We start from the raw sequence: 23,982 nt of genomic DNA on the forward strand, positions 1-23,982 counted from the left end.
CTCGGTTTGCTGAAGCTATATCAGATCAATGCTTGGAAGAGTGGGCCAAACGCCTGAAAATGCTGGTGACCCCTACGGGAATCGAACCCGTGTTTCAGCCGTGAGAGGGCCGCGTCCTGACCGCTAGACGAAGGGGCCGTAAAGGCATTTTGGTCCTGCGCTCGTGCACCAAGATGGTGACCCCTACGGGAATCGAACCCGTGTTTCAGCCGTGAAAGGGCCGCGTCCTAACCGCTAGACGAAGGGGCCATTCCGATCTGTGCCGGAGGCAGGACCGGCCCTCTAGCGGCGGTCCTACAGGGGGTCAACCCCCTCTCGGCGAATAAAATGAACTCTTCGTGTCAGTTCCCGAAATCAGTCGAGAAATGCGGCATCCACGGCGCGACGATCAACCTCGTGCCACTCACTGCATGCAGGCGAGCACGTCGCTTACCGGGGCGCTCGCGAACGCGGTATATTGATCGGCTACCGCATAGGGCAGCAACAGATGCCGATCCACGACCACGCTGCCGCAGCTATAGACGACATTGGGGACATAGCCGTCGCGCTCCTCCGGGCGCGGAGTCAGCAGCGGCTTCGGGGTCCGAGCGATAATGCGTGCGGGATCGGCCTTGTCGAGCAGCAGCGCGCCGATCGAATATGTGCGCAAGGCTCCAACGCCGTGTGTCAGCACGAGCCAGCCTTCGTCGATTTCGATGGGCGGGCCGCAATTGCCCATCTGGACCAGTTCCCAGTCGAACCGGGGTCGCGCCAGGCGCTGGCCCTCGTCCCATCGATAGAGCTCGTCCGAACGCAATAGCCAGATGCTTTCGTTGTCCGCCCTGCCCAGCATCATGTAGCGGCCGTCGACGCGGCGTGGGAAAAGCGCCATGCCCTTGTTCAGGGCGTAGATGCCGGTCAGCGGCCTGAGATCGAATCTTACACGATCGGCCGAATGCAGCATCTCGGGCCGCGCCGCCGAACCGCTGAAGGCGGTATAGGTCCCATAGAGTTCATCGGAACCGTCTTCCCCTTTCAGCCGGGTCAGGCGAAGATCTTCGATTCCCTGCCGCTGGCTGGGTGTGACCGGAAAGAGGACCGCGTCGGATATGTTGTCCAGTTCGGGCCACGAGAAGTGGACTTCGTCTCCCTCGGCCTCTTCCACTCTCGGCTGTATGCAGCGAGACGAGCTGGAATCGATCTCGGGCTCAAAGCCCGGTTTCCAGGTTCCGGTCCGGAAGGTCACCGTGGAGACATGTCCTTCCCCGATGCCGCGCAGCGCGAACAACAGACGGGTCGCGCCGTCGGGCACGTTGGACTGATTGTCCATCACGATGCAGGTCGGATTGAACAGCGCTGCCGACTGGAATGCGTATTCCTGGGTAAAATATGCGCCGATCAGCGCCGCGCATGGTCCGGATGCGGGCGGCAACCCGATCTTGTCCTGTAACTGCTGATACCTGTTATATAAATAGGCTTCGACGTCGCGGTGCCGGTCCTGAAGCGAGCCGACGATGGCATCGTAGGCGCACGCGAACCGCTCCTCATCCAGTTCGAGAATGGCCCGTACGAGGTGGTTCTCGCGTCGCGCTTCGCCGCGCTCGAAGGGCGCGGGATCACTGGGCGTGAACGGCCGCAGCACCGTTCTCGACGCATCCGGCCGGAGCGTGAGGTCGTATCGGGTGAAGACGCCATCGACATCCATCGTTCTGTCCCACAGGCCAGATGCGGCCTCGCAACTTTATCGGCAGAAGGGGCGACTTGCGAATAGTGACACAGTCGCTGCCCTTCGGAAACCCATGCCAGCGGCTCGGCCCGGGTCCCCTGCCCTATGCATCGCACCCTCAAAATCCCCGCCGCTGCCGACGCGCTAGCTGGGTGTCCTAGACTCCACCCGCATCGACCGGGCCGAGATTGCCGCCATTCAGGCGATATGCCGCCGATGCGGCGGCTCTTGCCAAAATGCCGGCATAAGTCGGGAAGGACAGCGGCAATCGGGCCAGCTCGTCCACGGTCAACCTGCCGGCCATGGCCACCGCCGCGATCTGGGCTACATCGACCGCCCGGTCGCCCACGATGTGACAACCGAGGATGCGGTGATCCGCCCGATCCGTCACGAGCTTGCAGAACCCGGTCGTACGCCCGTCAATGATTGCTCGCGTCATGTCCTCGGAGCGTGCGACCACCACTTCCACGTCATGCCGGCTTCGGGCAGCGGCTTCGCTCAGGCCTACTTGCGCGTACTCCGGATCCGTGAAGCTCCCGATCGGGCTGATCTCTTCGCGAGCCGAAACCTGCGCATTGGTCACGGCGTTGGTCGCCGCAACGAATCCTTCCTGGACAGCCTGGGGAGTGAGCATCAACCCGCCTGTCACGTCGCCCGCCGCCCAGACATGCGGCGCACTTGTCCTTTGATACTGATCGACCCGGATGAAGCCCTTCGCATCAATCTCGATGCCCCCTGCGGTCAGGTTCAATGCGGCACTGTCGACCACCCAGCCCACCGCCGCGACCGCCACGGTGGCTTCGGCGTGGAACGTATGCCCGTCCTTCGCAAAGACCATGCGGACGCCGTCCGGCGTTGCCTCGAACCTGTCGATGGTGCCGAAGTCTTGATGAACCTCGATGCCGGCTTCCGCGATAGCGGTCGCCACTGCGGCGGAGACGTCCTCATCCTCGGTCGGAATGATCCGCCCCCGGGCGTTGAAGAGCTTCACCCGGGCCCCGAAGGCGTTGAACACGGAGGCAACCTGCAGACCCGTCGCACCGGCCCCGATCACGATCATCGAGGCCGGTACCGCAGCCAGCGACCAGGCCGCGCTGTGGCTCACAACCAGTTCCGCGCCGGGAACACGCAGTTTGCGGGCAACACCTCCCGAACAGAGAATGACGCGGTCCGATGTGAACTCGGCGCCCGCCGCAGACTGCAAAGTGTGGGCGCCGATGAAGCGGATCTCGCCCAGATGCTCGTGGATCGTGACACCGGCGGCCTCGGCCTGGGCACGCAACATCGAGCGCGCCCGCGCCATTTTCACAACCTCCTTCGTCCGATCGAGCAGCCTGCTGTAATCGAGGATCGGTTCACCGATCATCACGCCATAAGCGGGCAGTTGGCACGCCTCCCGGATCAGCCTTGCGGCATGGGCGAGAGTTCGCACGGGAACCGGCCCGTCATTGGCCGCCATGCCGCCAAAATCGCTGCTGGTCACGAGTGTGGTACGCGCGCCGAGCTGGGCGGCTCTGGTTGCGGCGGTGACTCCCGCGGGTCCGGCGCCGACGACAAGCACGTCAACATCGCTGCCCGTCATGAGGCGTAGCCCGTCTCTCCGCCAAGCCAGCGGAGCGCCCGCAGGCCCGGCATGAACGCATATTCGCCGCCGCGCGTGGTGACGAAGCTCGGAAGGCCGCGAAGCCGCCGCGGCAGTGGCCGCTTCGGGATGGTGAACGATCCATCCTCCTGCCGCCCGGCGATGGGATCCAGGGCATTGCCCAGTGCGAGGAACTCTCCGTTATTGATCCATTCCGACTGGACGAATTCGAATTGGCGCCCCAGATGCGCGCCCACGAAAGCGAACATCAGGCCGCGTTCGGCACCATCGTCCTCCAGCACGCCTTCCGGCAACAGCGGGCCATAGGCAGTGCCTCGCCGGACCATCCGGTGGAGGCGAACAACGCCGGCCACATCGGCATCGCGGGGATTGCAGCGCCGGACGTGCGAGCCGAGCGGCGTCTTGTAGCCGGTGGCATCGTCATCGAGGAAACCGAACACGTTGTTGCGCGCATCGTCGGCGCCAAGCGCGGGATCATCATGAAAGGGGCACAGCGCCAGCGGCGCACCGCTCTTCCAGCGGCCCATCATCTTGGCAGCGACGAGTTCCTCGTCTTCGGGATCGGCAGCATTGGCCCGCACATAACGACGGAAGCCCGCGACATCCTGATGCAGCTTGCGAAAGGCCACATAGGTGCCGTTGCGGCCGAGAATATCCGGCTGCGGCGATGGCGGGAAGTGCCCCATCTCGTCTCGATAGCCCAGCACCAGTTCGCCAGCCTTGAGCGGCGCCTCCAAGGGATTGTCGCCGGGAATGCCGCTGCCTTCGATCGCGGGATGGCTGATCCCGTCCCGGAACCCGAACGGCTCCTTGTGGTCTGGCGGCGCATAACAATCCTGACGCCAGATCGGGACGACCCCCGGCAATTGGGCAAAGGCCTCGCGCGCCCGCGCGATGGCCGCTTCGAGACGCTCCTTTTCGGGCGCGATACCAGTCAGGATGACATGGACATCGGGGCTTCCCAGCGGCTGCTCCCAGTGTTCCGGAGCGCTCTCGCCGATGTCGCCCAGCGCCCTGGCCCGCGCCGCCATCCCTTGCCGGAACTCCCACGAGAAGCTCTCGAGCGACGCTGTCGGAACGCCGAGCGCCTTCAAACCCCGATAGGTCAGTGCGAGGCTGACGAACGTATCGTATCCAACGCGTTCCGGCGCTGCCGCGGATGTGACCACGCCGACCATGCGCCGCATCAATTCGCGGCCGGCCTCCGCCTCATCGATCCGCAGCGCGAAATAGACCGCCGCATAGGGCGAAGGGCGCGGACGCAGGACACCGCTCTGGATGTCGTCAAGCTCCAGAGCCGGGATGGTGGCTTGGCTCATGTCGACCTCAACTGACCGTGGCCAGATTTTTCCAGAACCGCTTCAGGCTCTCGTCGCCGCCGAACAATGTGCTGAAATTGGTGGAATCGACGATCAGCACGTCGCCGGCACGGTCACCCTTGGGAGGAACCCAGACGAGCGTGTTGAATTCCCTCTCGCCAGCCTCCGTGAAGGGGTGCGGGCGCGACAGGTCTATCGGTTGGCGCGCCAGAACGCAGGCGGAGCCGTCGTCGCGAAGAATGGCATAATGGGGCAGATGGAGGTGGAAATTGAGCGATTCCACTCCTTCCAGCCAGCCCTTGGCATCAAGATCGCGATCGACCGAAAGAGGCGCGATCTTGTTGGTGCCCGGAACCACGGCGGGGCGCAGGGCGAATTGGTTCTCAACCGCAATGCCCAGCCCTTCCAGAAGCGACAGCGTGTAGCGTCCGAAGCGCTGCTGGCGGGGCACAAGGGCATCGCCATGATGGGCATATTCCATCGCCCGCACTGCGGGATCGTCCGATCGCCCCACATCGTGATGGGGCCCGATCGCGAGGCAGGTCCCTTCTCGCTTCAGGAACTCGCGCAAGGCCTCGATCTCGGCCACCGTAGCTTCCTGACCCGTGACGTTGTGGTCCAGTCCGAAAATCAGCAGCGTATCGACGTCGGCCAGCACCCGCTCGTCCAGAGGCAGGAAGAAGCCCGCCTGATCCACCCGCTGGAAGACCGGGACCTGATGGCCCGTAACCTCTCCGGCCAGTTGCTGGAACGGGATCCAGGCCCAGAAGAACAGCTCCATCGATCCGGATATTCCCTGCTGGAAGGAGAGCGGATCGGAGAAGCGCGGCGCTTCATATGCCGGCCATGTTACGCGGCGGACTTCCGTCATCGTCGAGTAGCGATTGTCCATCTGGGTCACGTCCCGCCCGGCCTCACCGGGATAGGTCCATGAGATATAGACGCTCAACCGGCGACGCCCCGGCGTATAGAGCCGTGGCACGTGCGTCTGGTTATAGGTGCGAGCTGGTTCGCTCATCTGGAGAGCCTTCCCGACAGGAGGATGTGGAGGGCGATTACTGAAGCTGGTCGAGGGCCGTGGTCAGCGCAGCCTTCAGCCGAAGCGCCTTCTTGATCTCGTCCGCGCTGACGTAGGGATATTCGCCGTATTCCAGGAAACTCGGGACCTGATGCTCCCGAAAATATTGGATGACCGCGGGCAGGTTTTCCCTCCAGTCATCCGGAAAACCTTCGAGATTGACGAACACCGTCGTTATTCCCGACGCAAGAAATATGGAAATCGCGTCGTCCAGATATTTGTCGAACGATGTATCGAATATTCCCTGGTACATGAAATAGGTATCGTCGCCGATGGGGAACATGATCCAGCGAAGATAATGGAGCTTCAAGGGAGCCAGAACCGTGGGATCCGCCTGAACCGCCCCCTCGATAGTCTTGGCATAGCCGCGAACCGTTTCCTCCCGGCCGGGCTTCACCTTGCCGAGGATCGAGAAACCGTAGTTTGCGGGGGTCTTCGGAAAGAGCGGGCCATAGGGTCCATCCTCCCGTTCGAAATACCCCTCCTTCGGAATGGCGAGTGCGGCCGGCGTAAGCGGATCTTCGTTGACTGCCATGACGTGGTTCCTCGTTCAGCTCGCCCGCGGCTCGATTTCGCCTCCTTGGAGGGGGCTTTCCCAGACGGACTGCGGAGGCAAGGTAGCCGACACCCCGACAGCGGCACATAAGTGAAACCCCGCGTTTGGTGCCGGTGTGAGTGCCTAGGCCCCTCGTGCCGGAGAAAGGCAACGGGCCGAGAAAGGCGCCTGTTCGGCTGCCTGCTGGGCCACGGGCGAGGCCTGTTCCTCTTGGGGCAGATCAGTCGATCAGGGTCAGAACATCACGACCCAGTCCGTCAGGAACACGTAGCCGTCGCCCCCGACAGGAACAGGCAAGTGATAGCCACCGACCGGCGAATGGTTCAGCTTGAGAACCTCAAGGTTCACGTGCATTTCCCGTCGCTTGAAAGGATAGAGATTTGCACCGACGGCGAACTCGCTGGGATTTCCGTTGGCGCCCCAGATTTTCGAGGCCGTTCCATAGACCTGCAGCAAATCCTTGACCGGCATGGCCGAGGCTTGAAGCACGAAGCCATTGTCGGAGATCTCGTCGACCGGAACGTATCCAATCGTCTTGAACTTATCTACCCAGCGCCAGTACCACTGCCCTTCAAGCGAAAAGCCCTTGTATTTCACGCCGGCATCAATGCTGGTCATGCGATAACGGGCCCGCTCGATCTTGCCACCGGTCCCGAACGGATCGGGACTGAACAGCAGCGTACCGTCGGTCAACCTGATCTGCGAATTCTCGAACTCATCGGCGGAAGGCTGACCTTGCGCAGTCTCGGTACTTTGCGTGTAGTAGCCCGCGAGCAGTGTCGCCAGTTCCTCGTGATAATCGTAGTCACCGAAACCGTTGTTCTTACCGAATTCACCGGTCGTGGGCATCCAGGTCAGCGCACCTGAAACAGTGTCCATCTTGTTGTCGAGTTGTCTGGAACTGACGCCCAGCGTCGACAAGTTATTGCCGATCATCGCCCGATATTCGAGACCCTTGGTTATCGTTCCCGCAATATCGATGCCGCTGGTATAAGAGCCACGATAGAATTCATCCGCCATGACGCGATTGTCGTGACGGAGCCAGTTGGGGAAGCTCCAGTTGGTGCTACGCGTCGTCGGAAGCGGCATGATGCCGCCCGTGACGGTCAGCCAATTGGCAAATTTGTAGCGCAGGAACCCGGCCACGACGACCTGGGCACCCTCGCCCTGATTGGCGTTGTTCGTCCATGCGAACAGGAGATACTGGAACTTCGGATCGAACAACCAGCCCTTGAAGTTCAGACTGACCTTGTTGAGCTGAACTTCATTGCGAAGATCGATGGACTTAACCCTGCCGAAGCTGTCCGTGTAAGTACTGTCGAGGGCATTCTGGTTGAGATAGCGCACATAAGTCGTGAAACTTACGGCCAGCAAGCCATCCTTGCTGTCGGCGACCACGAAACCCAGATTGGGATCATAAGTGCCCGCACGTTCCGTTCGCTCCATGAAGCCCTTGAACCCCTTGGCGGTTTGCCCGTCAGGCGGCCCGGCAGTTGCCACTGCGCTGCTTTGCGTTGCGGGGGCCGAAGAGGTGTTACCGCTCGGCGCAGGTACTGTCGCGACGGATTGCGCAGGAGAAGTGCGACCGAGATCCTTTTCAAGCGTGTCGATCTGGCTGTCGAATTCATTCATCTGCGTCTGAAGCGCACCAATTTGATGCTGCATTTCTTGGCGTGAGGCGCGTAGCTCGTCGATTTTCTTCTCTATACGCTCAACATCGGCCGCCGTAGGGGCCGTCTGTGCATGAGCCGGAAATGCAATGGTATTCGCGAGAAGGAAAGCGACAAACAACTGAATTCGACGATCGATAACGCAGCCGCTCTTTTTGGGAAGTGAAGGCATGACGATCTGTTCCCCCCAGACGCGAATTGCCAATCTTCCAGAGAAGCCGGCGATATACCTTGAATTCCATTTTAAAAAGGGCCCCACAATAGGGATAAACCCTTACCATCATAAGTACCTGTCAAATCGGGTTAGCGAAACAGATGCCGATTAATTCGAGGATCGGCAAAGGTGGTACTACCATTGATGTTAAGCTGTTGCTCCGGGAGGAACACAAGGCCCTGCCCGCCGACGACTGCGTGGATTTTGGTGACGAGCCCACCTGGGAACAATCGCGACGCCGGTGTCGAACATGTCTTCTATTATCGACGCGCAGCATCGCAGCTTATTGGACAATAAACCAATGCATCCGGCGCGACGCCACCAAGGCAATCAAAGCCGGATGCTTTTATCGTACAAACTTCGGTGACTACGCTTTAGAAGCGATAGTCGATCCCGGCGCGGAACAAGTGCGACTTGAGGTTCGTATCTGTCGCGAGCGTGAGATAGCCGTTCGGCGACGTCTCCGTAGACCTCTGGGTTCCGAAGTCTTGGTAAAGGTATTCGCCCTTCACCGAGATTTGGGGGGTAATCGCATAAGCCGCGCCGCCGCCGAGCGTCCACCCGGTCCGTGTCGAGCTCTTTGTCGAGCTGAACGAATTGGCGGTGGAGGAACTGTCGGTGAAGCTCGCATCGTAATGTGCTTCCGTCAGCGCCAGGCCGCCGGACGCAAAGATCAGAAACTTGTCCATCGCGTAACCGATCCGGGGGCGCAGCGTCCAGAGGAAGTCAGTGCTGGCTCTCTGGCTTGCTGTATAGGTGACCCCGGGATTGAGCGATGATGGTACCGTCTCGGTCCTGCTGCGATTAATGCGGAAGTAGCTGATGTCGGTCTCGATGCCGAACAGCAGGCCGTTATTCAGCACGTAATTGTAGCCCGCCTCGCCACCGCCGGTGAAGGTATTGTGGTGCCCGCTGTCGAGATGGCCCTTCACAGTCGCGCCATTGAGCGAAGAGGCGTCTCCGCCCGCAATCGGGTTGGACGGCACGTTGGGGAGACCGTTGACCGTGAGCACGGAGTCTGCGTCGGAATTGCTCCAGGCGCCGCCCGCATTGAGCCCGACGTAAAAGCCACTCCACGGGCTGGTCTGGTTGTCCTGGGCCATGGCGGGAGCCGAAAGTCCCAGAATACCGAGACAAAGAACCGTGGCGGAAAGCGGCATCACGCCAGTTAGTGTTTTTTTCGAGGAGATCATCTCGGAACCTTTCTCGGTTATCATACACTTAAAGCCAGAACCAAATCCATAATCAAAGCCGCAGAAAGTGGCCCCATAAAAGTAGAGTCGATTCCGTAAACGACCCTATACTCAACAATATACTTGTCAATATGAGTATATGACGACATTCTGTCAGTACCGTCATATAATTCGAACAACCAGCATGCTTATAATGGGAAATTGATTCAAACAGGGCGGCTCCGTTCGAAATCGATCGACGCAACTGGAAATTCTTGGGTTTTGCCCGCGAAGATGAGAGCACCGCCGCCGTTTACACACCCATCCAGACATGCCGGATCAACGTCCGGGCCGCCTAACCGAAGGCCGGCAAATCTCAGGCCGATCCTAAAGGATCTTCCCCGGACGTATACGATATAAGATTCCCCATCCTTTAATCCTGGCGGTGCCGGGCCACGAATACATTGCCGCGGTATGTTCCCCGCATCAGTCGCGGAAACTTGTTTCCCGACAGCGGCTTGAACACAGTGACAACTTAGGAGGAGTGCCCCTCCAATTTCTGGCTAATGGCCGCAGCCACGGTCGTTATAAGAAACATTCCGTGGATGATCACCAGCCAGCGCATAACCTGCGCGTCTACCGCTCCTGTTTCACGTAAATCCATGAAAGCTTTCAGAAGCTCTATTCCGGTAATGGCAGCCATGGATGCGAACAGCTTCAGCTTCAGCCCGGAGAAATCGACTTTCCCGAGCCATGCCGGCTTGTCCTCATCATCCTCAATATCCAGCTTCGAGACGAAGCTCGCATATCCTGTAAACATCACGATCAAGACCAGGTTCGCGATGAGCGCCAAGTCGATGAACGACAGCGTCGCGACAATGGCATCATGGACGTTGATGGAAGGTAGCTGCATCGCCACCCAAAACGTATACTTTACAAGTATAACCACGAGCATAATCAGGCAGAATATCAGGCCGACGTAGATCGGCGCCACGAGCCATCGTGCAGCGAAGATAACCTTTTCGAAATTCGCTTCGAGCTCGTATCTGATGCTCATATGCCACCCAATCTGAGAACTCCGGCGCGGTGTAAATATTGTTGCCGGGCAGCGCTATCGGGTATTACCCCAGTGAAGAATTACGTCCGTCATGGCGTAGATCTGTCTTATGCGCCCGTTTCATCCGGAAAGTGCTGGCTATACCAAGCAGATCCCGGGCGCCCGAAAGAGATTTCAAAGATCCACCATGTTGTTGCGTATGGCGTAGCGCACAATATCGGCGGTCGATCGCATCTTGAGCTTGTGCATTAGCGACGCGCGATGTGTCTCCACTGTCTTGACGCTGATGGTGAGCTTATGGGCAATGCACTTGTTGATATTGCCCTCCGCGATAAGCTGGACGATCTCGCGCTCCCGCGAGGTGAGCACCGAAGCGCCAGCTTTATTGCGGCCATGTTCAATGAAATAGCTCTCCAACCTGCCCGCTATTCCGGCCGAAAGATACCGCTTGTGCTTGATCAACGCTTCGAGCGCGGCGATCAGGTTTGTGATGGTGTCGGATTTCAGCACATAGCCAAGTGCGCCTGCGTCCAGAGCCTCGATCAAAATGCTTTCGCGGTCGTGCATCGTGTAGATCAGGACTTCCGTACCCGGCAGATCGCGCTTGATTGCGCGGGTGAGCGCCAAGCCATTCATCTGCCGCAGCGAATAGTCGACAATGGCGATGTCGGGCTGAGTCTCTCGCACGAGTTTCAACGCATCGAGACCGTCCGCCGCCTCACCGGCGATGTGCCAGCCCCGTCGGTCCTTCAGAATTGCGCGAACGCCTTGGCGTATGGCTTCGTGATCGTCAGCGATCAGTATCCGGCAGCAAGAAAGAGACATCCCCACGCTCCCCATAAGTTGCTGATTAAATGGCCTGAGATCCTTGATCGTACTATTTCACCGTCGGCCGGTGACTTTGCCTTCTGCAGGCAAGCCAGTTTCATCCAGACGGTGAAAATTCTGGCGAATCCGGAACTACTGCAAAACAGCGCGGCAGAACGAAAGGCGGCACGGGATTTCGAAATCACCGCGCCGAACCTCTTCAAGCCTGCAAGGCGTTCGGCAGTCTTTCCCCGTGTGTGGAACTACTTATCGAGAGCAGGAAAGTGCACATGCGATTCCCCCTGTACCTAGAATCCCGTGCGATATCGTATTCACGATAGCTCTAACAAAGCCAACTGTAACTCTGAAAAATCAGAATATACCCCTTTATTTCCACACAATATCGGGATGAATCCGCATTTTACGAATTATTTTCCTCATCAATCCTTAGGCAAATTTAATCGTTTTCGTATATTTTGGCCACACCATATATAGCTTCGATCAATTTACATAATTAACGCCTCACCGAATTCGTCGCATACGCCATTTCGCTCTATGTCTATTTGTGCGGAGCGGAGTATCGCGAACGCATCTGGCCTCCAACGGCGCCACCAGATTGAGATGCAAAAGAACGAACATATCTGGATTAGCGAATGCGAAAGAGGAGTGAATTTCATTCGTTATCCGAGTGATATCGCCGCGCCATTTGTAGACCCGAGCACATATAAAACGAGATAATCGTAGCCGATCTGACCACTCATGAGGACAGAACCGCTAAAAGGATGGCGCCTTCTCAGAGGAGGCATGGAAGGACTGCAGGGCTAGGCCCGACCGAGCGATCATGAACTAGACGAGACGCTGAAAGTTATATGCCAAGTTGGTCATTTCCATCCCGGCGCGAACGCGAATTCGCACACATACTCCGCGAGCCCATCAAGGAGCTTGATGACAAGCATCGAATCGAGTCCCGATTAGTCGCGGAGGAAGCCAAACTTGGATTTCCGTCAAAATATTGCATAACATATATAATACCGGCCCGATTTATCACGCCACACCCTCTGTCGACCGCGCCACAGTCGAGACCAGATTAGTATTTATTCTGGTAATTTTCAGGGTAGTTCCTCTTTATTTTCCCGCCGATTATTTTACCTACTTGTTACGTAGGAGATTGATGATGCGGGCTTTAGCATTAATCGGCTGCGCTGCGATCATGACGATCAGCACAAGCGTCCACGCTCAGTCTACACCCTCAGCGACGGCACCTGCGCCGGCTTCGGCCAGTGCAAGTACTGAAGTCGATCCAGATTCCGTGTTGGCGTTACAGAGGATGAGCAAGTTTCTCATGTCTCTGAATACGTTCAAGCTGACGGCTGAATCGAGTCTCGACGTTGTGACGGTGGCGGGACAGCGCGTGCAAATGGACGCGACGATCGATTATAAAGTCATGCGCCCGGGAATTTCTATCGACTATGAGAGCGATCAGAAATCCCGCCAATATATCTACGACGGCAAGCAATTCACCATTTTCGCCCCCAAACTCGGCTTTTACGCCACCGTGCCGGCTCCGGGCACCAACCGCGAGTTCTTGAAGGCGCTTTACGACCGGACGGGAATAAAGCTGCCGCTCGAGGATCTGTTCCGTTGGAGCGACGGTGACGATTCCGACATCAAGGCGCTCACTTCGGGCTTCAGCGTCGGGACTGCCAAGATCGACGGTGTTGCAACCGACCACTGGGCATTCCGCGGAGGCGACTTCGATTGGGAGGTATGGATCGAACAGGGCGATCGCCCCGTTCCGCGCAAGATCGTGATCATCGATCGAACGGACCCGACATATCCCACTTATACTGCCCGGCTGACCTGGACACTCAATCCACCCCTGACCGCAAGCGATTTTGCGTTCGTGGCCAACAAGGATGCGATGCAGATCCAGGCAGCCCAGTTCACGCCGGAGGACAAGCAATGACTGCGACCTCTACATTTGTGCGTATCGCCATTATCCTGCTGTTCATCGCCGGACAGGTTGAAGTCGCCGATGCGCGACGTGGTGGCGGCGGTGGCGCGCGCGGCGGTGGATCGATGAGCATGGGCGGCCGAGGCGGTGGAGGTGGCATGAGCCGGGGCGGCGGCGGTATGAGCCGTGGCGGTGGCAGCACCATGAACCGTGGCGGCGGCGCCGGCCGTGGTGGCGGCACCTACAGCCGACCGGGCGGCGGCAGCTACAACCGGCCTGCCACGCGCCCCAGCGTCGGCGGCGCGGGAGGGGCTGCATCGTCGCGCGGATCAGGTGCGGGTCAGCGGACTGCCGGTGGTGACCGCGCCGGTGGTGCCAATCGAAGCGACCGTCAGGCAACACGTTCGGACAATCAGGGCAATCGCCAGGACAATCGTACCGACCGCCAGACAACGCGTTCGGACAATCGCGGGGACCGTCAGGCCAATCGCGGTGATCGCAATACCAACATCGACAACAGCAGAAACATCAACGTCAGCGGCAACGATTTTGACGGCTGGGGTGGAGATGTTGATTATCCGATCGCGGCCGGGCTCGCTATCGGCGCGGTGGCGGGAATGACGGCGGCAGCATTCGGCTCGGCATATTACGCATTGCCGGGCGGCTGCGCACCCTATCCTTACGCCAGCTACCACTATTACAATTGCGGCGGTGTCTATTATCAGCCGCAATATGAAGGCGATACGGTGGTATATGTGACTGTACCACAGCCAGGCCAAACGACGACGACAACGGTTCCTGCGCCCCAACCGCAGTAGGCCGAAACCCGTCACCTGCCGCTGACATGCTTTTGCGATCGCGCATCGAGCATGTCAGCGCCTCTGTCTCTGGTGGTTGTCAGGATGGATGTACTTCATTTTGCCGACTGCAAGCGGGATCTATCAAAAGGAGTGTAAAATGGGCGTCAAGGAACATGGCCTCGCGGTATTTGCTGCTGCACTGATGTTTACGACGCCCGCTTTTGCGGAAGACGTGAACCAGGAAGCCGTCATCGTCTCGGTCGCCAATAACAATATCACGGCGCGTACGAGAGAAGGTGACCTGACAGTCGTCCTGACGCCCTCCACGAAAATCAGCGAACGCAGCGGCCTCGTCCGGTCGAAGGACCGCGATGTGTCGAGCCTGATCCCCGGCCTGATCTTCAAGGTCAAGGGTGACCTGCAGGACCACACGATCACCGCGCAATCGATCGAATTCAAGGATGACGACTGGCGTGCCGCAGTGGCGACCAAGGCCGGCACGAAAGCGGAATTCGCCGAGTTGCGGCAAGCCATCATCGATGGCCAGGAATATGTCATCCAGGACGAGACGGCGGTCTACTTCGAGACAGGAAGCGCGAACATTGCCGAGCAGTACAAGGCAAACCTTCGCGCCATTGCGCAGAAGGCGCCGACTTTCGGCAACTATCGCATCTCCATCCTGGGCTTTGCGGACCAGAGGGGCAACGCCGAAGCGAACGAACGCCTTAGCCTGAAGCGTGCCGCTGCGGTGAGCAACTATATGCGCCAGACCGGGCTGATCCAGCCTGGTCGCGTGCTGTCACCATCGGCCATGGGCGAAGGCACTGTTGCCCCGGGCGAAGCCACCCCGACCAGCGACGCCGAGGCGCGCCGCGTTGTGGTGCGGGTGGTTACGCCAAAGGGACAGCTCAAGCAGTAGCCTGGCAAATGGCGCGTGACATACGAGAGACCGGGATGCGATCGCGCCGGGATCAGGTGTAGCCCGCTCTCATTGAGGAGAGCGGGCTCGTTTCGGGCATACTGAGCGCACCGCCAGACACTGCCTGTCTTGAGAGCGGTTTGCCTAACTCGGCGCTCTGCCGGCAACGGTGTTCGATGGCCTGCAGCTGTCGTGCTCGAGAAAGCCGCGCTCTGGGCTTCCCGAACGTCCTAACGCCGGTTTGGCGGCGACGTACGGCGACACTCAGAGCGCGCGGAGCCTAGACAGATGATGTCCGCGACTACGAAAAAGAGGGCCTCACTCCGTCTCCTGATTGCCGGATGTCTTGCATTGCCACTTGCCCTGCCGATCGGCTCCAGCCCGGCAGAGGCGCAGGACGACGGCGCGCGGCTCTACATGGTGATCCCGGACAAGACGACCATCTTCTCGGTGCGCTATCATCGCATGCACAGCAATCTTGCGGTCGATCCGGGGAATGTCGCCGAGAACGATCATCTGGATACCGATCTGGTCGTCTTCCAGTTCGTCCAGGCGCTGAAGATCGCTGACAGTCAATCCTTCGTTTTCCTGGTCCTCCCGGTCAGCAACATCGAGCCGGACGGCGCATTGCTGCCGCAAGCGCAGTCGGATCGCGTGTCCGGAATAGGAGACGCACAGCTTGGCTTCGTCCTGGGCGTCCATGGCACGCCGGCGCTGGCACCGGCGGCATATGCGGAGCATCGGCCCGGACTGGCGGTCAATCTTCTCGCCAAAATCTTCTTCCCGACGGGCGAATACGATAGCAAGCAATCGCTCAATGTCGGAGCCAATCGATGGGCGCTGCGGCTTGGTGCCCCCTTGGTCTATGCCATCGGCAAGCGCATGGCCGATCCGCATCTGACCACGATCGAACTGATGCCGACCGTCACCTTTTTCGGCAGGAACGGAGACCCGTTCGGTGCCGACAGCAGCCAGCAGAAGCCGCTGTACATTGTCGAGGGCCACCTCACCCACGGTCTAACGCCCAAATTCTGGGCCTCGCTCGATCTGCTCTGGCGTCGCGGCGGCGAAATGAAGATCGATGGCATCGGGGCAGACAATTCCCAATATACCCTATCGCTCGGCGCCACCGGTACGCTGGCCCTCAGCCGGAACTCATCCTTGCGTGTAAGCTATGGCAGCGTCGTCGACCGTAACCAGTACGGGCCGAACGGATGGATTTTCCGCACGATTCTGGGGTTCACGTTCTGACGGCACCCACGGCCTTCGGGCCTGAGCCATTCACGCTACCCGCGCGTTTACGCGATCAAATCTATTAAGTTGCCGCATAATGGGCATTGCGATGAATGCGTCCAGCACTGTCGCAAGCAAGATCGCCGCGATGGCAAGTTTCTCCGTCGGGAAGCTCGACATGGCGATTCCGATGGCCACGCCGGGATGCCTTGCCCCGGCCGCGAGCGCGAGCGCGGTCTTGTTCTCCGCAACGTCACCCGCCAGCCAATAGCCGGCGACGAGCCCGGCAACGCTCATCGCGACGAGCGCCAGGATCGTGCCGTCGCCGATGACCTGCCAGATCTCTGGCGCAAAGGCGATCAGCAACAACAGCAAGCACGCCATCAGCAGGATCGTTGCGAATTTGGCCATTCCGGCGGCGAAGCGGCGCGTCCGTTCACCGAACAACCTCTGTGCAAGCAGTCCGCTGGCGAACGGTACCGCGATGCCTATGCCCAAAGTCCGGATCATGCCGATAGTGCAGACTTCCGTTTCCCGCCCGAATAGCCATCCGGCCAGTTCCAGGCCGAGCGGCGCGACGAACAAGGAAATCAACGCTGCGCTCACCAGCAACCCAGTGACATAGGAAAGACTGCCACCTGCCTTGATCTGCTTCTGGGGCAGGATCGGCGGCACTGGCGAAAAGGCCAGCGCGACCAGCGCAATTTTCACGGCCGGTTTCAAGTCGAACGAATAGGCAATCAGGACGGCGATGACCGGCACGACGACGAACATCGCCAGGAATGCGCAGATCGCCAATCGCCATTCGCGGAAGAGATGGACCGCGTCCGTCGCGTTCACCTGCAGAGCCAGCGCGAAAACATTGAGAAAGATGCTGACCACCAGCAGCAGTTTGAGGATCTCGGCGAAGGTCATCGCGCTTCTCCTGCCTTGCTGTCGAACATTTCGATGGCCTCGCGTTCGCACTTGCCTTCGAAGCGGAACGACCAGCGATTTCGCCACGCAAACCGGTTGATCAGAACTATCGGAGAGGGATTCCGTAAAAGTAGGCGACGCCAGCCAGTAAAAACTGCACGCCAATACAGATCAGCAGAAACCCGAAAATCCGGGTCATCGCGTCGAGACCGTCATGACCGAGGAACCGGACCATGACACTGGCTGCGCGCAAGACCACATAGGAAATGACCAGCGTCACCGTGATGCCAATGATGAGTGCGGCATAAATCGCCGGCCACTGCTGGGGATCCATGCCCTCAATTCGTCCGGCCGCGCTCATCACGACGGAGATCGATCCCGGACCGGCCAAACTCGGCATGGCGATAGGCGTGAAAGCAATGTTGGTGGCCGAAGGCTTGGCCGTCGATACATCCGGTGTGCTGGCCGGAGTTGTGAACAGCATGCGAAACCCGATGGTCGATATGATCAGGCCCCCAGCCACGCGGATACCGGCCACCGAAATACTGAAAAAATCGATGATAGCCGATCCCATGAGCAGAAATACGACCAGTATGGCAAATGCATAAATGCACCCCATCAGGGCCTGATGCTTCCGCTTTTGCTCATCGAAGCCCGCCGTCAACGACACGAACAACGGAGCGGTGCTGAACGGGTTCATGATCGGAAACAGGGCCACGATCGCCAGCACAATCGTTTCAACGAAACGGCCCGTCATTGTTGCAGCCTCTAACAAGAAAAAACCGCAGCCCCCTGCCTTGAGGGCACCCATCCGAGGTCGACGCACTGGCGCTATCTACACAGTAAAATGCGCGTTCCTGAGACCATGTTTTCTCGGCATGGCTCCACATGAGCACGCATAATATTCAGCCTTTGCGCCAATCGAAGGAATGTGCGCGAACCGCCGTCGAAAAGATATAGGGTAAAGTAAGGAGACAGCCTATTGCGCCGGACTGCGGGCATTGTCAAACGACGCCGGCAACATCGTTGGAACTCAACGCGATAACAATCAGAAATGCCATCTCATTTGTCAGTAGTTTACCTGATTTATCCCATTGATTCATCCTGAAAGCCAACTCGGACATGCCCGCTCACGGCATAAAATCGAAATCGGCATGCTCAATGGTTCATATTTGTTCGCAGAACATATTGAAGGTCCTCCATTGCAGCCTGACTTTCCTGAATGCTGCCTCGTGTGGGACTATCGATATCGATAATGAGCAAATAAGCTGTGGCCGTCAGCCCCAGCATCAGCAATATTTCTCCACGACGCTTTGCCCCGACAGCATATCCGATCATTGCCGATGATACGGACATGTAAAACAGAAGCGTTCCAAGAACCCGTGAGGGGACGTGAGTTCTGCGGGCAATTCGTCGTGATGCATCGGCTTCAATGACCCGGTTCATCGAATCCATGAAACTTGAAGACACATCGTCGCGATTTCCAACAAGGGCAGCTTCGGTGGCTTGCCACATCTGGTTTTGCAGACCGTCACTGACGCCTGACAATCGCTTCACATCGGCCGGCTGCGTCGCATTGCCCAAGGCTACACGGACATCGGCATATGTCTTCAGGAGGTTTTCCAATTGCGTGCGATGAGGCTCTGCAAAAGTACCCGCGCGCAAGTAAGTTGTACGAATTGCCAGCGCTTCTTCGCGAACCAAGCCGCGCCGTCCGTCAAATCGTTCAAGTGCAAGCGCAAATGTGAAACCCAGAAGAAGTGCGAGCAAACCCATGGCGGTAGACAAGGCCAGGCTGTCTTTCGTCTCCTCTGAATCCGATACTTTCCGGTAATGCCGAACCGCAACTCCTAGAAAATAGGCCGCCGAGAGGATGCCGAGAACGCTGAGTGCAATCAACCAGAATGGAGCCTCAATGAAGAGCCATTGCAGAACAGATGCCATCGGCATTCCCCTGAATATCCAGACTCGGATTTTATTAATTCCAAATCATGTTCACGCATAAATTCGAAAATTACGCTGGGCGATTTTCCCATCGGAATTTCAATAATCGTCTCATTTTTCCACCCGTAACGATATGTACGATCCACGGGTGGCGACATAGGTAATTATACGGATTATTGGTAATTTTCGAAAGAAACCACGGTGTTCGGCCTCACGGGTACCGGAAAGCACATGACTTCGTCGCTGTGGTCCGGTCGAAAGCCATTGGGACCTTCCTTTCCGCCAATTGAAGGCGCACTATCCCACTCGGCATGGTGCAATGACCATGCCGAGAACTGGCTCAAGGAAGCTGACATACATGTAATTGTGCCATGGTATCTCAACCGAGGTTGACGCCTTCGATCGATTATTGTGGAGTGTCGTCAATCGCGGATTGCGCCATGACCAAATCACGGTGACCGGCGGCACGCAAGGCGGCGCCTGTTCTACGCCACCTCAACAGCCTCCGGCATGCTGGAGATCTGCAGATGAAAGCCGCCCTTCTCATATTCGGCACGTCCCTTCTCCTTGTTTCGCAAGCTGGCCACAGCCAACCGGTCGAGGAGGTCAAAACGACAAGCCCCGATACTCCGGCGCTTCCAGAAGATCTGTTCAGGCTTCCGCCCGGCACGTGGGCCTTCGCGAAACAGTTATGGTCGGGCAACGATCCATGCACGCTCGACGCATGCGAAGCGGGTTATACTTCCGGTGACCTCGTTGTGAGCGCCGAGCGGAACAAGAAATACCTGCGCATCGTCGCCGGATTCCGTGGCTGCGCCAATGTCGCATGGAACGAATACGAAATCGGAGAAAAAGCCTCGAGCAGCGACACGAAAGTCGTCGGCAAACGCATCCAGAAGACGATCGGAACGGCTGCGGAATACTGCAAGGTTCCAGCCCCATCGGTTCCCACTCTTGATGCCCGGCATCTCTATCCGATCAAGTAGCCGCCTCCGACCGCGCCGGATTTTGCGGCGTTCCCGATTGACGAGATTTATCGGGAGGCGAAGCCCTGCGAAAACAGAGCATCGCCTTGCGGAGCGGCAGCATGGACTGCCGGTCAAGGGACTGGATTCGATGCGTTGTTCGCAAAACGGCTCACGACTCCGCCGATTTGACCGATTACTTCGCTCGTCGCCTCGTCGTAGGCGGAGACTATGGATGTCACCCTGTTTTCCGCCGCCTGCCGCCGACTGGAAAAGACCCATTCGCCGATGATGGAGCGGTCTGCCCAGCGCATGAGCCTGACCTGCGCTTCCATGGTAACGACGGGTGCCGTCGGCCCCTCATAGGCGGCTTCGAAGCGGCGCACATCTATGGACAGCACGAAATCGGCCCGAGGCCCTTCAGCGGGACCTATCAGGCGCAAGCCGGGTTGCGTCCGGGCGAACTCTCGCCGCAGCGCCGTGTCGAACAGGTCGTCGGGAGGGGCAATCCAGCGTGATTCCGCCACATAGGCCATACTTGCGCCGCGCGTCGTCAGGATGCGGTCACTGCGGCTTTCGGGCGGGAATACGGCGCCGCGGTAACTCACTACGCGTACCGGCCCGGCCGCGGGGCTATTCGGTTCGGCAACCTGCGGCGATGGCGATATATTGCCGAAGCGGTAGAGTGTGGCCGGATGACCGCCGCCGCCCAACAGGCCGCCACATCCGGCGAGGAAAAAGGTCGCGACGAGCACCAGCGATGGACGGCCCTTTGCAGTCATGGTTTGACTTTCACCTCCTGGGCTTGCGAGCGCAGGAGCACTCCGCGCGGGTCTCGCCTGATTTCCGAGCTTAGCTCGTTCAACGACGCACTGGCCTGCTGGATGGAGACGAGCGCTGCATTCAATTCCGGCAATGTCCCCGACGAGACGTCTGAAACCGACCCGTCAACACGCCCGACCAGCGTCCGGACTCCCACCAGTGTCTGGTGCAGCTCTCCGACACTCCCGTTGATCTGCGCCAGCGTACCGTTCGGTCCTCCCAGCGATCTGCGCGTCTGTGCAGCCGCTTGCTCCAGGTCGGCGGACGCACGATCGAGTTTCGCGAACATGGTCCGGCGTGCCCGCAGTTCATCGCTGATCGATCCCACGTTGTCGATCGAGCGCGAAATCGTGGCGATATTCTGGTCCGACAACACCTTGTTGACGCGCTCGAGGGCCTCCGCGCCGTCACGGGTAAGTCTGCCGACGTCCTGGACGATCACATCGAACCGCGCACCCTGTGAGCGGATGACCGGCGGCCGCTGGCGGCTGCTCTTGCGCAGCAGCGGCTGGCTCACGGTGCCGGCGCTGATCTGGATGTAGCGCACGCCGGTTATCCCCTGGGCAGCACTTTGCGCCAGGGAATCCGCCCGCACGGGCGTTCCGTGCTGAAGCTCGATGTCGGTGATGACGCGGTTCGGATCGGCCTCGTCCAACCTGATATCAATGATCTCGCCGAGCTTGATGCCGTTGAATTGAACTTCCCCGCCCTTGCTGAGGCCGCTCACAGGGCCTCGAAAGATGATGCGATAGGTGTCGTAGGTCTGATTGAACTGGAATTGCGCAAGCCAGACGACGAAGACCAGCGCCGCGATGATCAGCACTATGCTGATGATCCCAACCAATGCGTAGTTCGCTTGCCGTTCCATCAGCTCGCTCCGTCATTCCCGCGCCGCGCCGCCTGCGCGGCGCGACCGCGCGGCCCCTTGAAATAGGCCTTAATCCAGGGGTGTTCGGATTTCTCCAGCTCGGCCACGGGCGCAGTGGCCACCACGCGCTTATCGGCAATGACAGCGACCCGGTCGGTTATCGTGTAAAGCGTGTCGAGGTCGTGCGTGATCAGAAAGACCGACAGCCCGAGCGTATCGCACAGCCCCCTGACCAATTGGTCGAAATCGGCGGCGCTGATCGGATCGAGCCCCGCCGTGGGCTCATCGAGGAACAGGAGAGAAGGATCGAGTGCCAGCGCGCGGGCGACGCCTGCACGCTTTACCATGCCTCCCGAAAGTTCCGACGGCATCTGGTCGGCCACACGGGTATCGAGACCGGCCAACTTGATCTTGAGCCGCGCCAGTTCGCGCACCAACCCGTTGGGAAGATGGGCCTGTTCATGCATCGGGGCTTCGACATTCTGCCCCACCGTCAGCGCGGAAAAGAGCGCACCGCCTTGAAACAGGACCCCGGCCTTGCGGCTGACGTTGGCCTCGGCGGCGGGATCGTGGACATCGCACCCGAACACCTCGACCCGGCCACCGTCTGGATTCTTGAGGCCGAGGATCGTGTTGAGAAGTACGGACTTGCCTGCCCCCGATCCTCCGACCACGCCCAGAATCTCGCCATCGCGCAGTTCGAGGTTCAGTCCATCGTGCACGACATGCTCGCCGAAAGCGCTGCGCAGCCCGATCACGCGGATCGGCGGAGGGCTGCCCACGCCGTTCAGAGCTTCAACTCCATGTAGATGACGGCGAAAATGGCGTCGAACAGGATGATCATGAAAATCGCCTGCACGACCGCCTGGGTCACGCGCTCCCCGAGGCTCTCGACATCGGACTTCACGAACAGGCCGTGACGGCAGCCCGACATGGCGATCAATATGGCAAGCAGCGGCACTTTGCTCATGCCGATCCAGAAATGCCGGATGTCGACCGCTTCCTGCATGCGCGAAAGGAAGAAGATCGGGCTCATGCCGAGCGCGAGCCAACTGACGATCAGCCCGCCGGCGATCCCCGCCATCATGGCGGCAAAGACCAGCAATGGCATCGTCAGGAGCAGGGCAAGGACGCGCGGCACGACGAGTGCGTCGAACTGGTCGACACCCATCACTTTCATGGCGTCGATCTCCTGGGTCATCTTCATTGTGCCGATCTGCGCCGCGAAGCTGGATGCGGATCGGCCGGCCAACAGGATACCCGTGATGAGAACGCCGAATTCGCGCAGGACCGCCACCCCGACCAGCTCCACGGTGAACACCGACACGCCCAGCGAGGCGAGCAGATTGGTGCCCACCAATGCGACGACGGCGCCGATGAAGAAGTTCATGACGATCACGATGGGGAGCGCCTTGACGCCCGCCGTTTCCATCAACCTGACAAGCGAAATGCCCCGCAGGCGGCTCGGATGGAGGATCGTTCGCGCCAGCGCCACGTTGAGTTCCCCGGCGAATTCCGCAATGCGCAGGCCTTCCTGTGCGAACGAGACCACGCCGCGTCCTACCTGATCGGCGAAATAGAGGAACGAAGACGTGCGCGGCCGTTCCGGCACCGGTTCCCCAATGGAGGGTCGGACCAGATCGAAGAGACGTGCCACGTCGGGTCGAGTGTCGCTGCCACTCTCCTTCGCGCCGGGCGATATCGCGCTCAGGATCGTATAGGCGCCGGCAGTGTCGAGCCGCCCCAACTCGCTCAGGTCCAACCGCAACGGCGATGCGGAAGAGGCGCGCATTGCCTCCGGAAGGGCCGCTACCGCCCTGTCCATGGTGAGCGAGGTCCAATCGCCGGAGAGGGCAATCGTGCTCCCGGTCGAGTCCGAACGTATGCTGAAGGAGGCCAGTCCCATACCGAAAATAACTCGCCATCGACTTCGATGATCTATTCATGAACGACGATGGACACCATCAGTACTGGTCCCCATTTCCGGCCCAATCATTCCCCATAACCAAAACGAATTTCGAGACATTCCGATCGGCCACGTCATGAAATATCGGCCCCGGGTGGATTTATTTCTTTGACCGATTTCTGTCGCAGAAGGCGGACAATGCAAAAAGGGATACTTGGCCGCTCACCAGCCGACACGGGCAGCGGGCTGAACCATGGTCGTGGGAGTGACGCGATGGCGAAGCGGTTCAGGCCGGAAGCAAAGATCTCCCGAAGAGCGCGGGCACGTAAGTCTTATGCATTTATACAACACAGATACCGACCCGTGGAATTTCGCATGTTTTGATGGAGCTATGTGAAGTTCGGCCAAGAAGCGATTCCACTTCGATCACCCTCATCCGTTTACCCTGATTGCGACACATCTGGCGCCCGCGTAT

Annotated in this window: 21 protein-coding genes and 2 tRNA genes; 5 read left to right on the plus strand and 18 right to left on the minus strand. The window is 59.1% G+C overall.

Features of this window, described 5'->3' with window-relative positions; all coding sequences use genetic code 11:
* Positions 1-63: 63 nt before the first annotated feature.
* From AC1VVM_RS12955 to AC1VVM_RS13005, 11 genes are all read right to left on the minus strand, one after another.
* Positions 64-138: transfer RNA gene (locus AC1VVM_RS12955), tRNA-Glu, on the minus strand.
* Positions 139-174: 36 nt separating this feature from the next.
* Positions 175-249: transfer RNA gene (locus tag AC1VVM_RS12960), tRNA-Glu, on the minus strand.
* A gap of 154 nt (positions 250-403) precedes the next feature.
* The gene (locus AC1VVM_RS12965) at positions 404-1,684 is read right to left on the minus strand and encodes a glycoside hydrolase family 130 protein (protein WP_482904245.1); all 1,281 of its coding nucleotides are present in this window, start codon (positions 1,682-1,684) and stop codon (positions 404-406) included.
* A gap of 178 nt (positions 1,685-1,862) precedes the next feature.
* Positions 1,863-3,287, minus strand: a complete 1,425-nt coding sequence (locus tag AC1VVM_RS12970) for a dihydrolipoyl dehydrogenase family protein (protein WP_482955133.1) — start codon at positions 3,285-3,287, stop codon at positions 1,863-1,865.
* Positions 3,284-4,627 (minus strand): Dyp-type peroxidase, encoded by a 1,344-nt coding sequence (locus AC1VVM_RS12975; RefSeq protein ID WP_482955134.1) that lies wholly within the window; start codon positions 4,625-4,627, stop codon positions 3,284-3,286. The genes AC1VVM_RS12970 and AC1VVM_RS12975 overlap by 4 nt, the downstream gene beginning before the upstream one ends.
* 7 nt (positions 4,628-4,634) lie before the next feature.
* Positions 4,635-5,645, minus strand: coding sequence for a hypothetical protein (locus AC1VVM_RS12980; RefSeq protein ID WP_482904248.1), 1,011 nt, complete (start codon positions 5,643-5,645; stop codon positions 4,635-4,637).
* A gap of 37 nt (positions 5,646-5,682) precedes the next feature.
* Positions 5,683-6,240 (minus strand): hypothetical protein, encoded by a 558-nt coding sequence (locus tag AC1VVM_RS12985; RefSeq protein WP_482904249.1) that lies wholly within the window; start codon positions 6,238-6,240, stop codon positions 5,683-5,685.
* Between the two features lie 255 nt (positions 6,241-6,495).
* Positions 6,496-8,103 carry a tol-pal system YbgF family protein gene (locus AC1VVM_RS12990; RefSeq protein ID WP_482904250.1) on the minus strand — a complete coding sequence of 536 codons (1,608 nt, stop codon included), beginning with the start codon at positions 8,101-8,103 and terminating at the stop codon, positions 6,496-6,498.
* A gap of 416 nt (positions 8,104-8,519) precedes the next feature.
* A complete protein-coding gene (locus tag AC1VVM_RS12995) occupies positions 8,520-9,248 on the minus strand; it encodes an outer membrane protein (protein ID WP_482904251.1) in 729 nt (242 codons plus the stop codon).
* Positions 9,249-9,852: 604 nt separating this feature from the next.
* A complete protein-coding gene (locus AC1VVM_RS13000) occupies positions 9,853-10,374 on the minus strand; it encodes a YqhA family protein (RefSeq protein WP_482904252.1) in 522 nt (173 codons plus the stop codon).
* 174 nt (positions 10,375-10,548) lie between these two features.
* Positions 10,549-11,199, minus strand: a complete 651-nt coding sequence (locus AC1VVM_RS13005; protein WP_482905105.1) for a response regulator — start codon at positions 11,197-11,199, stop codon at positions 10,549-10,551.
* A gap of 1,309 nt (positions 11,200-12,508) precedes the next feature.
* On the opposite strand from AC1VVM_RS13005, the gene AC1VVM_RS13010 reads away from it, so the two are divergent.
* From AC1VVM_RS13010 to AC1VVM_RS13025, 4 genes are all read left to right on the plus strand, one after another.
* Complete coding sequence (locus AC1VVM_RS13010) at positions 12,509-13,147, plus strand: DUF2092 domain-containing protein (protein WP_482904253.1); 639 nt, start codon at positions 12,509-12,511, stop codon at positions 13,145-13,147.
* Positions 13,144-13,953 (plus strand): hypothetical protein, encoded by an 810-nt coding sequence (locus AC1VVM_RS13015; protein WP_482904254.1) that lies wholly within the window; start codon positions 13,144-13,146, stop codon positions 13,951-13,953. The genes AC1VVM_RS13010 and AC1VVM_RS13015 overlap by 4 nt, the downstream gene beginning before the upstream one ends.
* An 88-nt stretch (positions 13,954-14,041) precedes the next feature.
* Positions 14,042-14,854 carry an OmpA family protein gene (locus tag AC1VVM_RS13020; protein WP_482955135.1) on the plus strand — a complete coding sequence of 271 codons (813 nt, stop codon included), beginning with the start codon at positions 14,042-14,044 and terminating at the stop codon, positions 14,852-14,854.
* Between the two features lie 351 nt (positions 14,855-15,205).
* A complete protein-coding gene (locus AC1VVM_RS13025) occupies positions 15,206-16,105 on the plus strand; it encodes a transporter (protein WP_482904256.1) in 900 nt (299 codons plus the stop codon).
* Between the two features lie 30 nt (positions 16,106-16,135).
* Here AC1VVM_RS13025 and AC1VVM_RS13030 read toward each other — a convergent pair whose 3' ends face one another.
* The 3 genes from AC1VVM_RS13030 to AC1VVM_RS13040 form a co-directional block, all read right to left on the minus strand.
* Positions 16,136-17,002: a bile acid:sodium symporter family protein gene (locus AC1VVM_RS13030; protein WP_482955136.1), complete on the minus strand. Its 867-nt coding sequence runs from the start codon at positions 17,000-17,002 to the stop codon at positions 16,136-16,138.
* 106 nt (positions 17,003-17,108) lie between these two features.
* On the minus strand, positions 17,109-17,759 hold the full coding sequence (locus AC1VVM_RS13035; RefSeq protein WP_482904258.1) for a MarC family NAAT transporter: 651 nt from the start codon (positions 17,757-17,759) through the stop codon (positions 17,109-17,111).
* A gap of 401 nt (positions 17,760-18,160) precedes the next feature.
* Entirely contained in the window at positions 18,161-18,946 is a 786-nt protein-coding gene (locus tag AC1VVM_RS13040) for a bestrophin-like domain (protein WP_482904259.1), read from the minus strand.
* A 527-nt stretch (positions 18,947-19,473) separates the two neighbouring features.
* On the opposite strand from AC1VVM_RS13040, the gene AC1VVM_RS13045 reads away from it, so the two are divergent.
* Entirely contained in the window at positions 19,474-19,932 is a 459-nt protein-coding gene (locus tag AC1VVM_RS13045) for a hypothetical protein (RefSeq protein ID WP_482904260.1), read from the plus strand.
* A 113-nt stretch (positions 19,933-20,045) separates the two neighbouring features.
* Here AC1VVM_RS13045 and AC1VVM_RS13050 read toward each other — a convergent pair whose 3' ends face one another.
* From AC1VVM_RS13050 to AC1VVM_RS13065, 4 genes are read right to left on the minus strand one after another with little or no spacing between them, the layout of a single operon-like run.
* A complete protein-coding gene (locus AC1VVM_RS13050) occupies positions 20,046-20,693 on the minus strand; it encodes an ABC-type transport auxiliary lipoprotein family protein (protein WP_482904261.1) in 648 nt (215 codons plus the stop codon).
* Positions 20,690-21,601, minus strand: a complete 912-nt coding sequence (locus AC1VVM_RS13055) for an MlaD family protein (RefSeq protein ID WP_482904262.1) — start codon at positions 21,599-21,601, stop codon at positions 20,690-20,692. The genes AC1VVM_RS13050 and AC1VVM_RS13055 overlap by 4 nt, the downstream gene beginning before the upstream one ends.
* Complete coding sequence (locus AC1VVM_RS13060; RefSeq protein ID WP_482904263.1) at positions 21,601-22,383, minus strand: ABC transporter ATP-binding protein; 783 nt, start codon at positions 22,381-22,383, stop codon at positions 21,601-21,603. The genes AC1VVM_RS13055 and AC1VVM_RS13060 overlap by 1 nt, the downstream gene beginning before the upstream one ends.
* A gap of 5 nt (positions 22,384-22,388) precedes the next feature.
* Positions 22,389-23,507, minus strand: coding sequence for an ABC transporter permease (locus tag AC1VVM_RS13065; RefSeq protein ID WP_482955137.1), 1,119 nt, complete (start codon positions 23,505-23,507; stop codon positions 22,389-22,391).
* Positions 23,508-23,982: the final 475 nt, after the last annotated feature.

It is taken from the genome of Novosphingobium sp. BL-S-33, from assembly GCF_056857025.1.

Excerpts from the sequence above, each read along its gene's own strand:
- AC1VVM_RS12965 (WP_482904245.1), bottom strand. The coding sequence starts at position 1,684 with ATGGATGTCGATGGCGTCTTCACCCGATACGACCTCACGCTCCGGCCG.
- AC1VVM_RS12970 (WP_482955133.1), bottom strand. The coding sequence starts at position 3,287 with ATGACGGGCAGCGATGTTGACGTGCTTGTCGTCGGCGCCGGACCCGCG.
- AC1VVM_RS12975 (WP_482955134.1), bottom strand. The coding sequence starts at position 4,627 with ATGAGCCAAGCCACCATCCCGGCTCTGGAGCTTGACGACATCCAGAGC.
- AC1VVM_RS12980 (WP_482904248.1), bottom strand. The coding sequence starts at position 5,645 with ATGAGCGAACCAGCTCGCACCTATAACCAGACGCACGTGCCACGGCTC.
- AC1VVM_RS12985 (WP_482904249.1), bottom strand. The coding sequence starts at position 6,240 with ATGGCAGTCAACGAAGATCCGCTTACGCCGGCCGCACTCGCCATTCCG.
- AC1VVM_RS12990 (WP_482904250.1), bottom strand. The coding sequence starts at position 8,103 with ATGCCTTCACTTCCCAAAAAGAGCGGCTGCGTTATCGATCGTCGAATT.
- AC1VVM_RS12995 (WP_482904251.1), bottom strand. The coding sequence starts at position 9,248 with ATGGCCCAGGACAACCAGACCAGCCCGTGGAGTGGCTTTTACGTCGGG.
- AC1VVM_RS13000 (WP_482904252.1), bottom strand. The coding sequence starts at position 10,374 with ATGAGCATCAGATACGAGCTCGAAGCGAATTTCGAAAAGGTTATCTTC.
- AC1VVM_RS13005 (WP_482905105.1), bottom strand. The coding sequence starts at position 11,199 with ATGTCTCTTTCTTGCTGCCGGATACTGATCGCTGACGATCACGAAGCC.
- AC1VVM_RS13010 (WP_482904253.1), top strand. The coding sequence starts at position 12,509 with ATGAGCAAGTTTCTCATGTCTCTGAATACGTTCAAGCTGACGGCTGAA.
- AC1VVM_RS13015 (WP_482904254.1), top strand. The coding sequence starts at position 13,144 with ATGACTGCGACCTCTACATTTGTGCGTATCGCCATTATCCTGCTGTTC.
- AC1VVM_RS13020 (WP_482955135.1), top strand. The coding sequence starts at position 14,042 with ATGTACTTCATTTTGCCGACTGCAAGCGGGATCTATCAAAAGGAGTGT.
- AC1VVM_RS13030 (WP_482955136.1), bottom strand. The coding sequence starts at position 17,002 with ATGACCTTCGCCGAGATCCTCAAACTGCTGCTGGTGGTCAGCATCTTT.
- AC1VVM_RS13035 (WP_482904258.1), bottom strand. The coding sequence starts at position 17,759 with ATGACGGGCCGTTTCGTTGAAACGATTGTGCTGGCGATCGTGGCCCTG.
- AC1VVM_RS13040 (WP_482904259.1), bottom strand. The coding sequence starts at position 18,946 with ATGGCATCTGTTCTGCAATGGCTCTTCATTGAGGCTCCATTCTGGTTG.
- AC1VVM_RS13045 (WP_482904260.1), top strand. The coding sequence starts at position 19,474 with ATGAAAGCCGCCCTTCTCATATTCGGCACGTCCCTTCTCCTTGTTTCG.
- AC1VVM_RS13050 (WP_482904261.1), bottom strand. The coding sequence starts at position 20,693 with ATGACTGCAAAGGGCCGTCCATCGCTGGTGCTCGTCGCGACCTTTTTC.
- AC1VVM_RS13055 (WP_482904262.1), bottom strand. The coding sequence starts at position 21,601 with ATGGAACGGCAAGCGAACTACGCATTGGTTGGGATCATCAGCATAGTG.
- AC1VVM_RS13065 (WP_482955137.1), bottom strand. The coding sequence starts at position 23,507 with ATGGGACTGGCCTCCTTCAGCATACGTTCGGACTCGACCGGGAGCACG.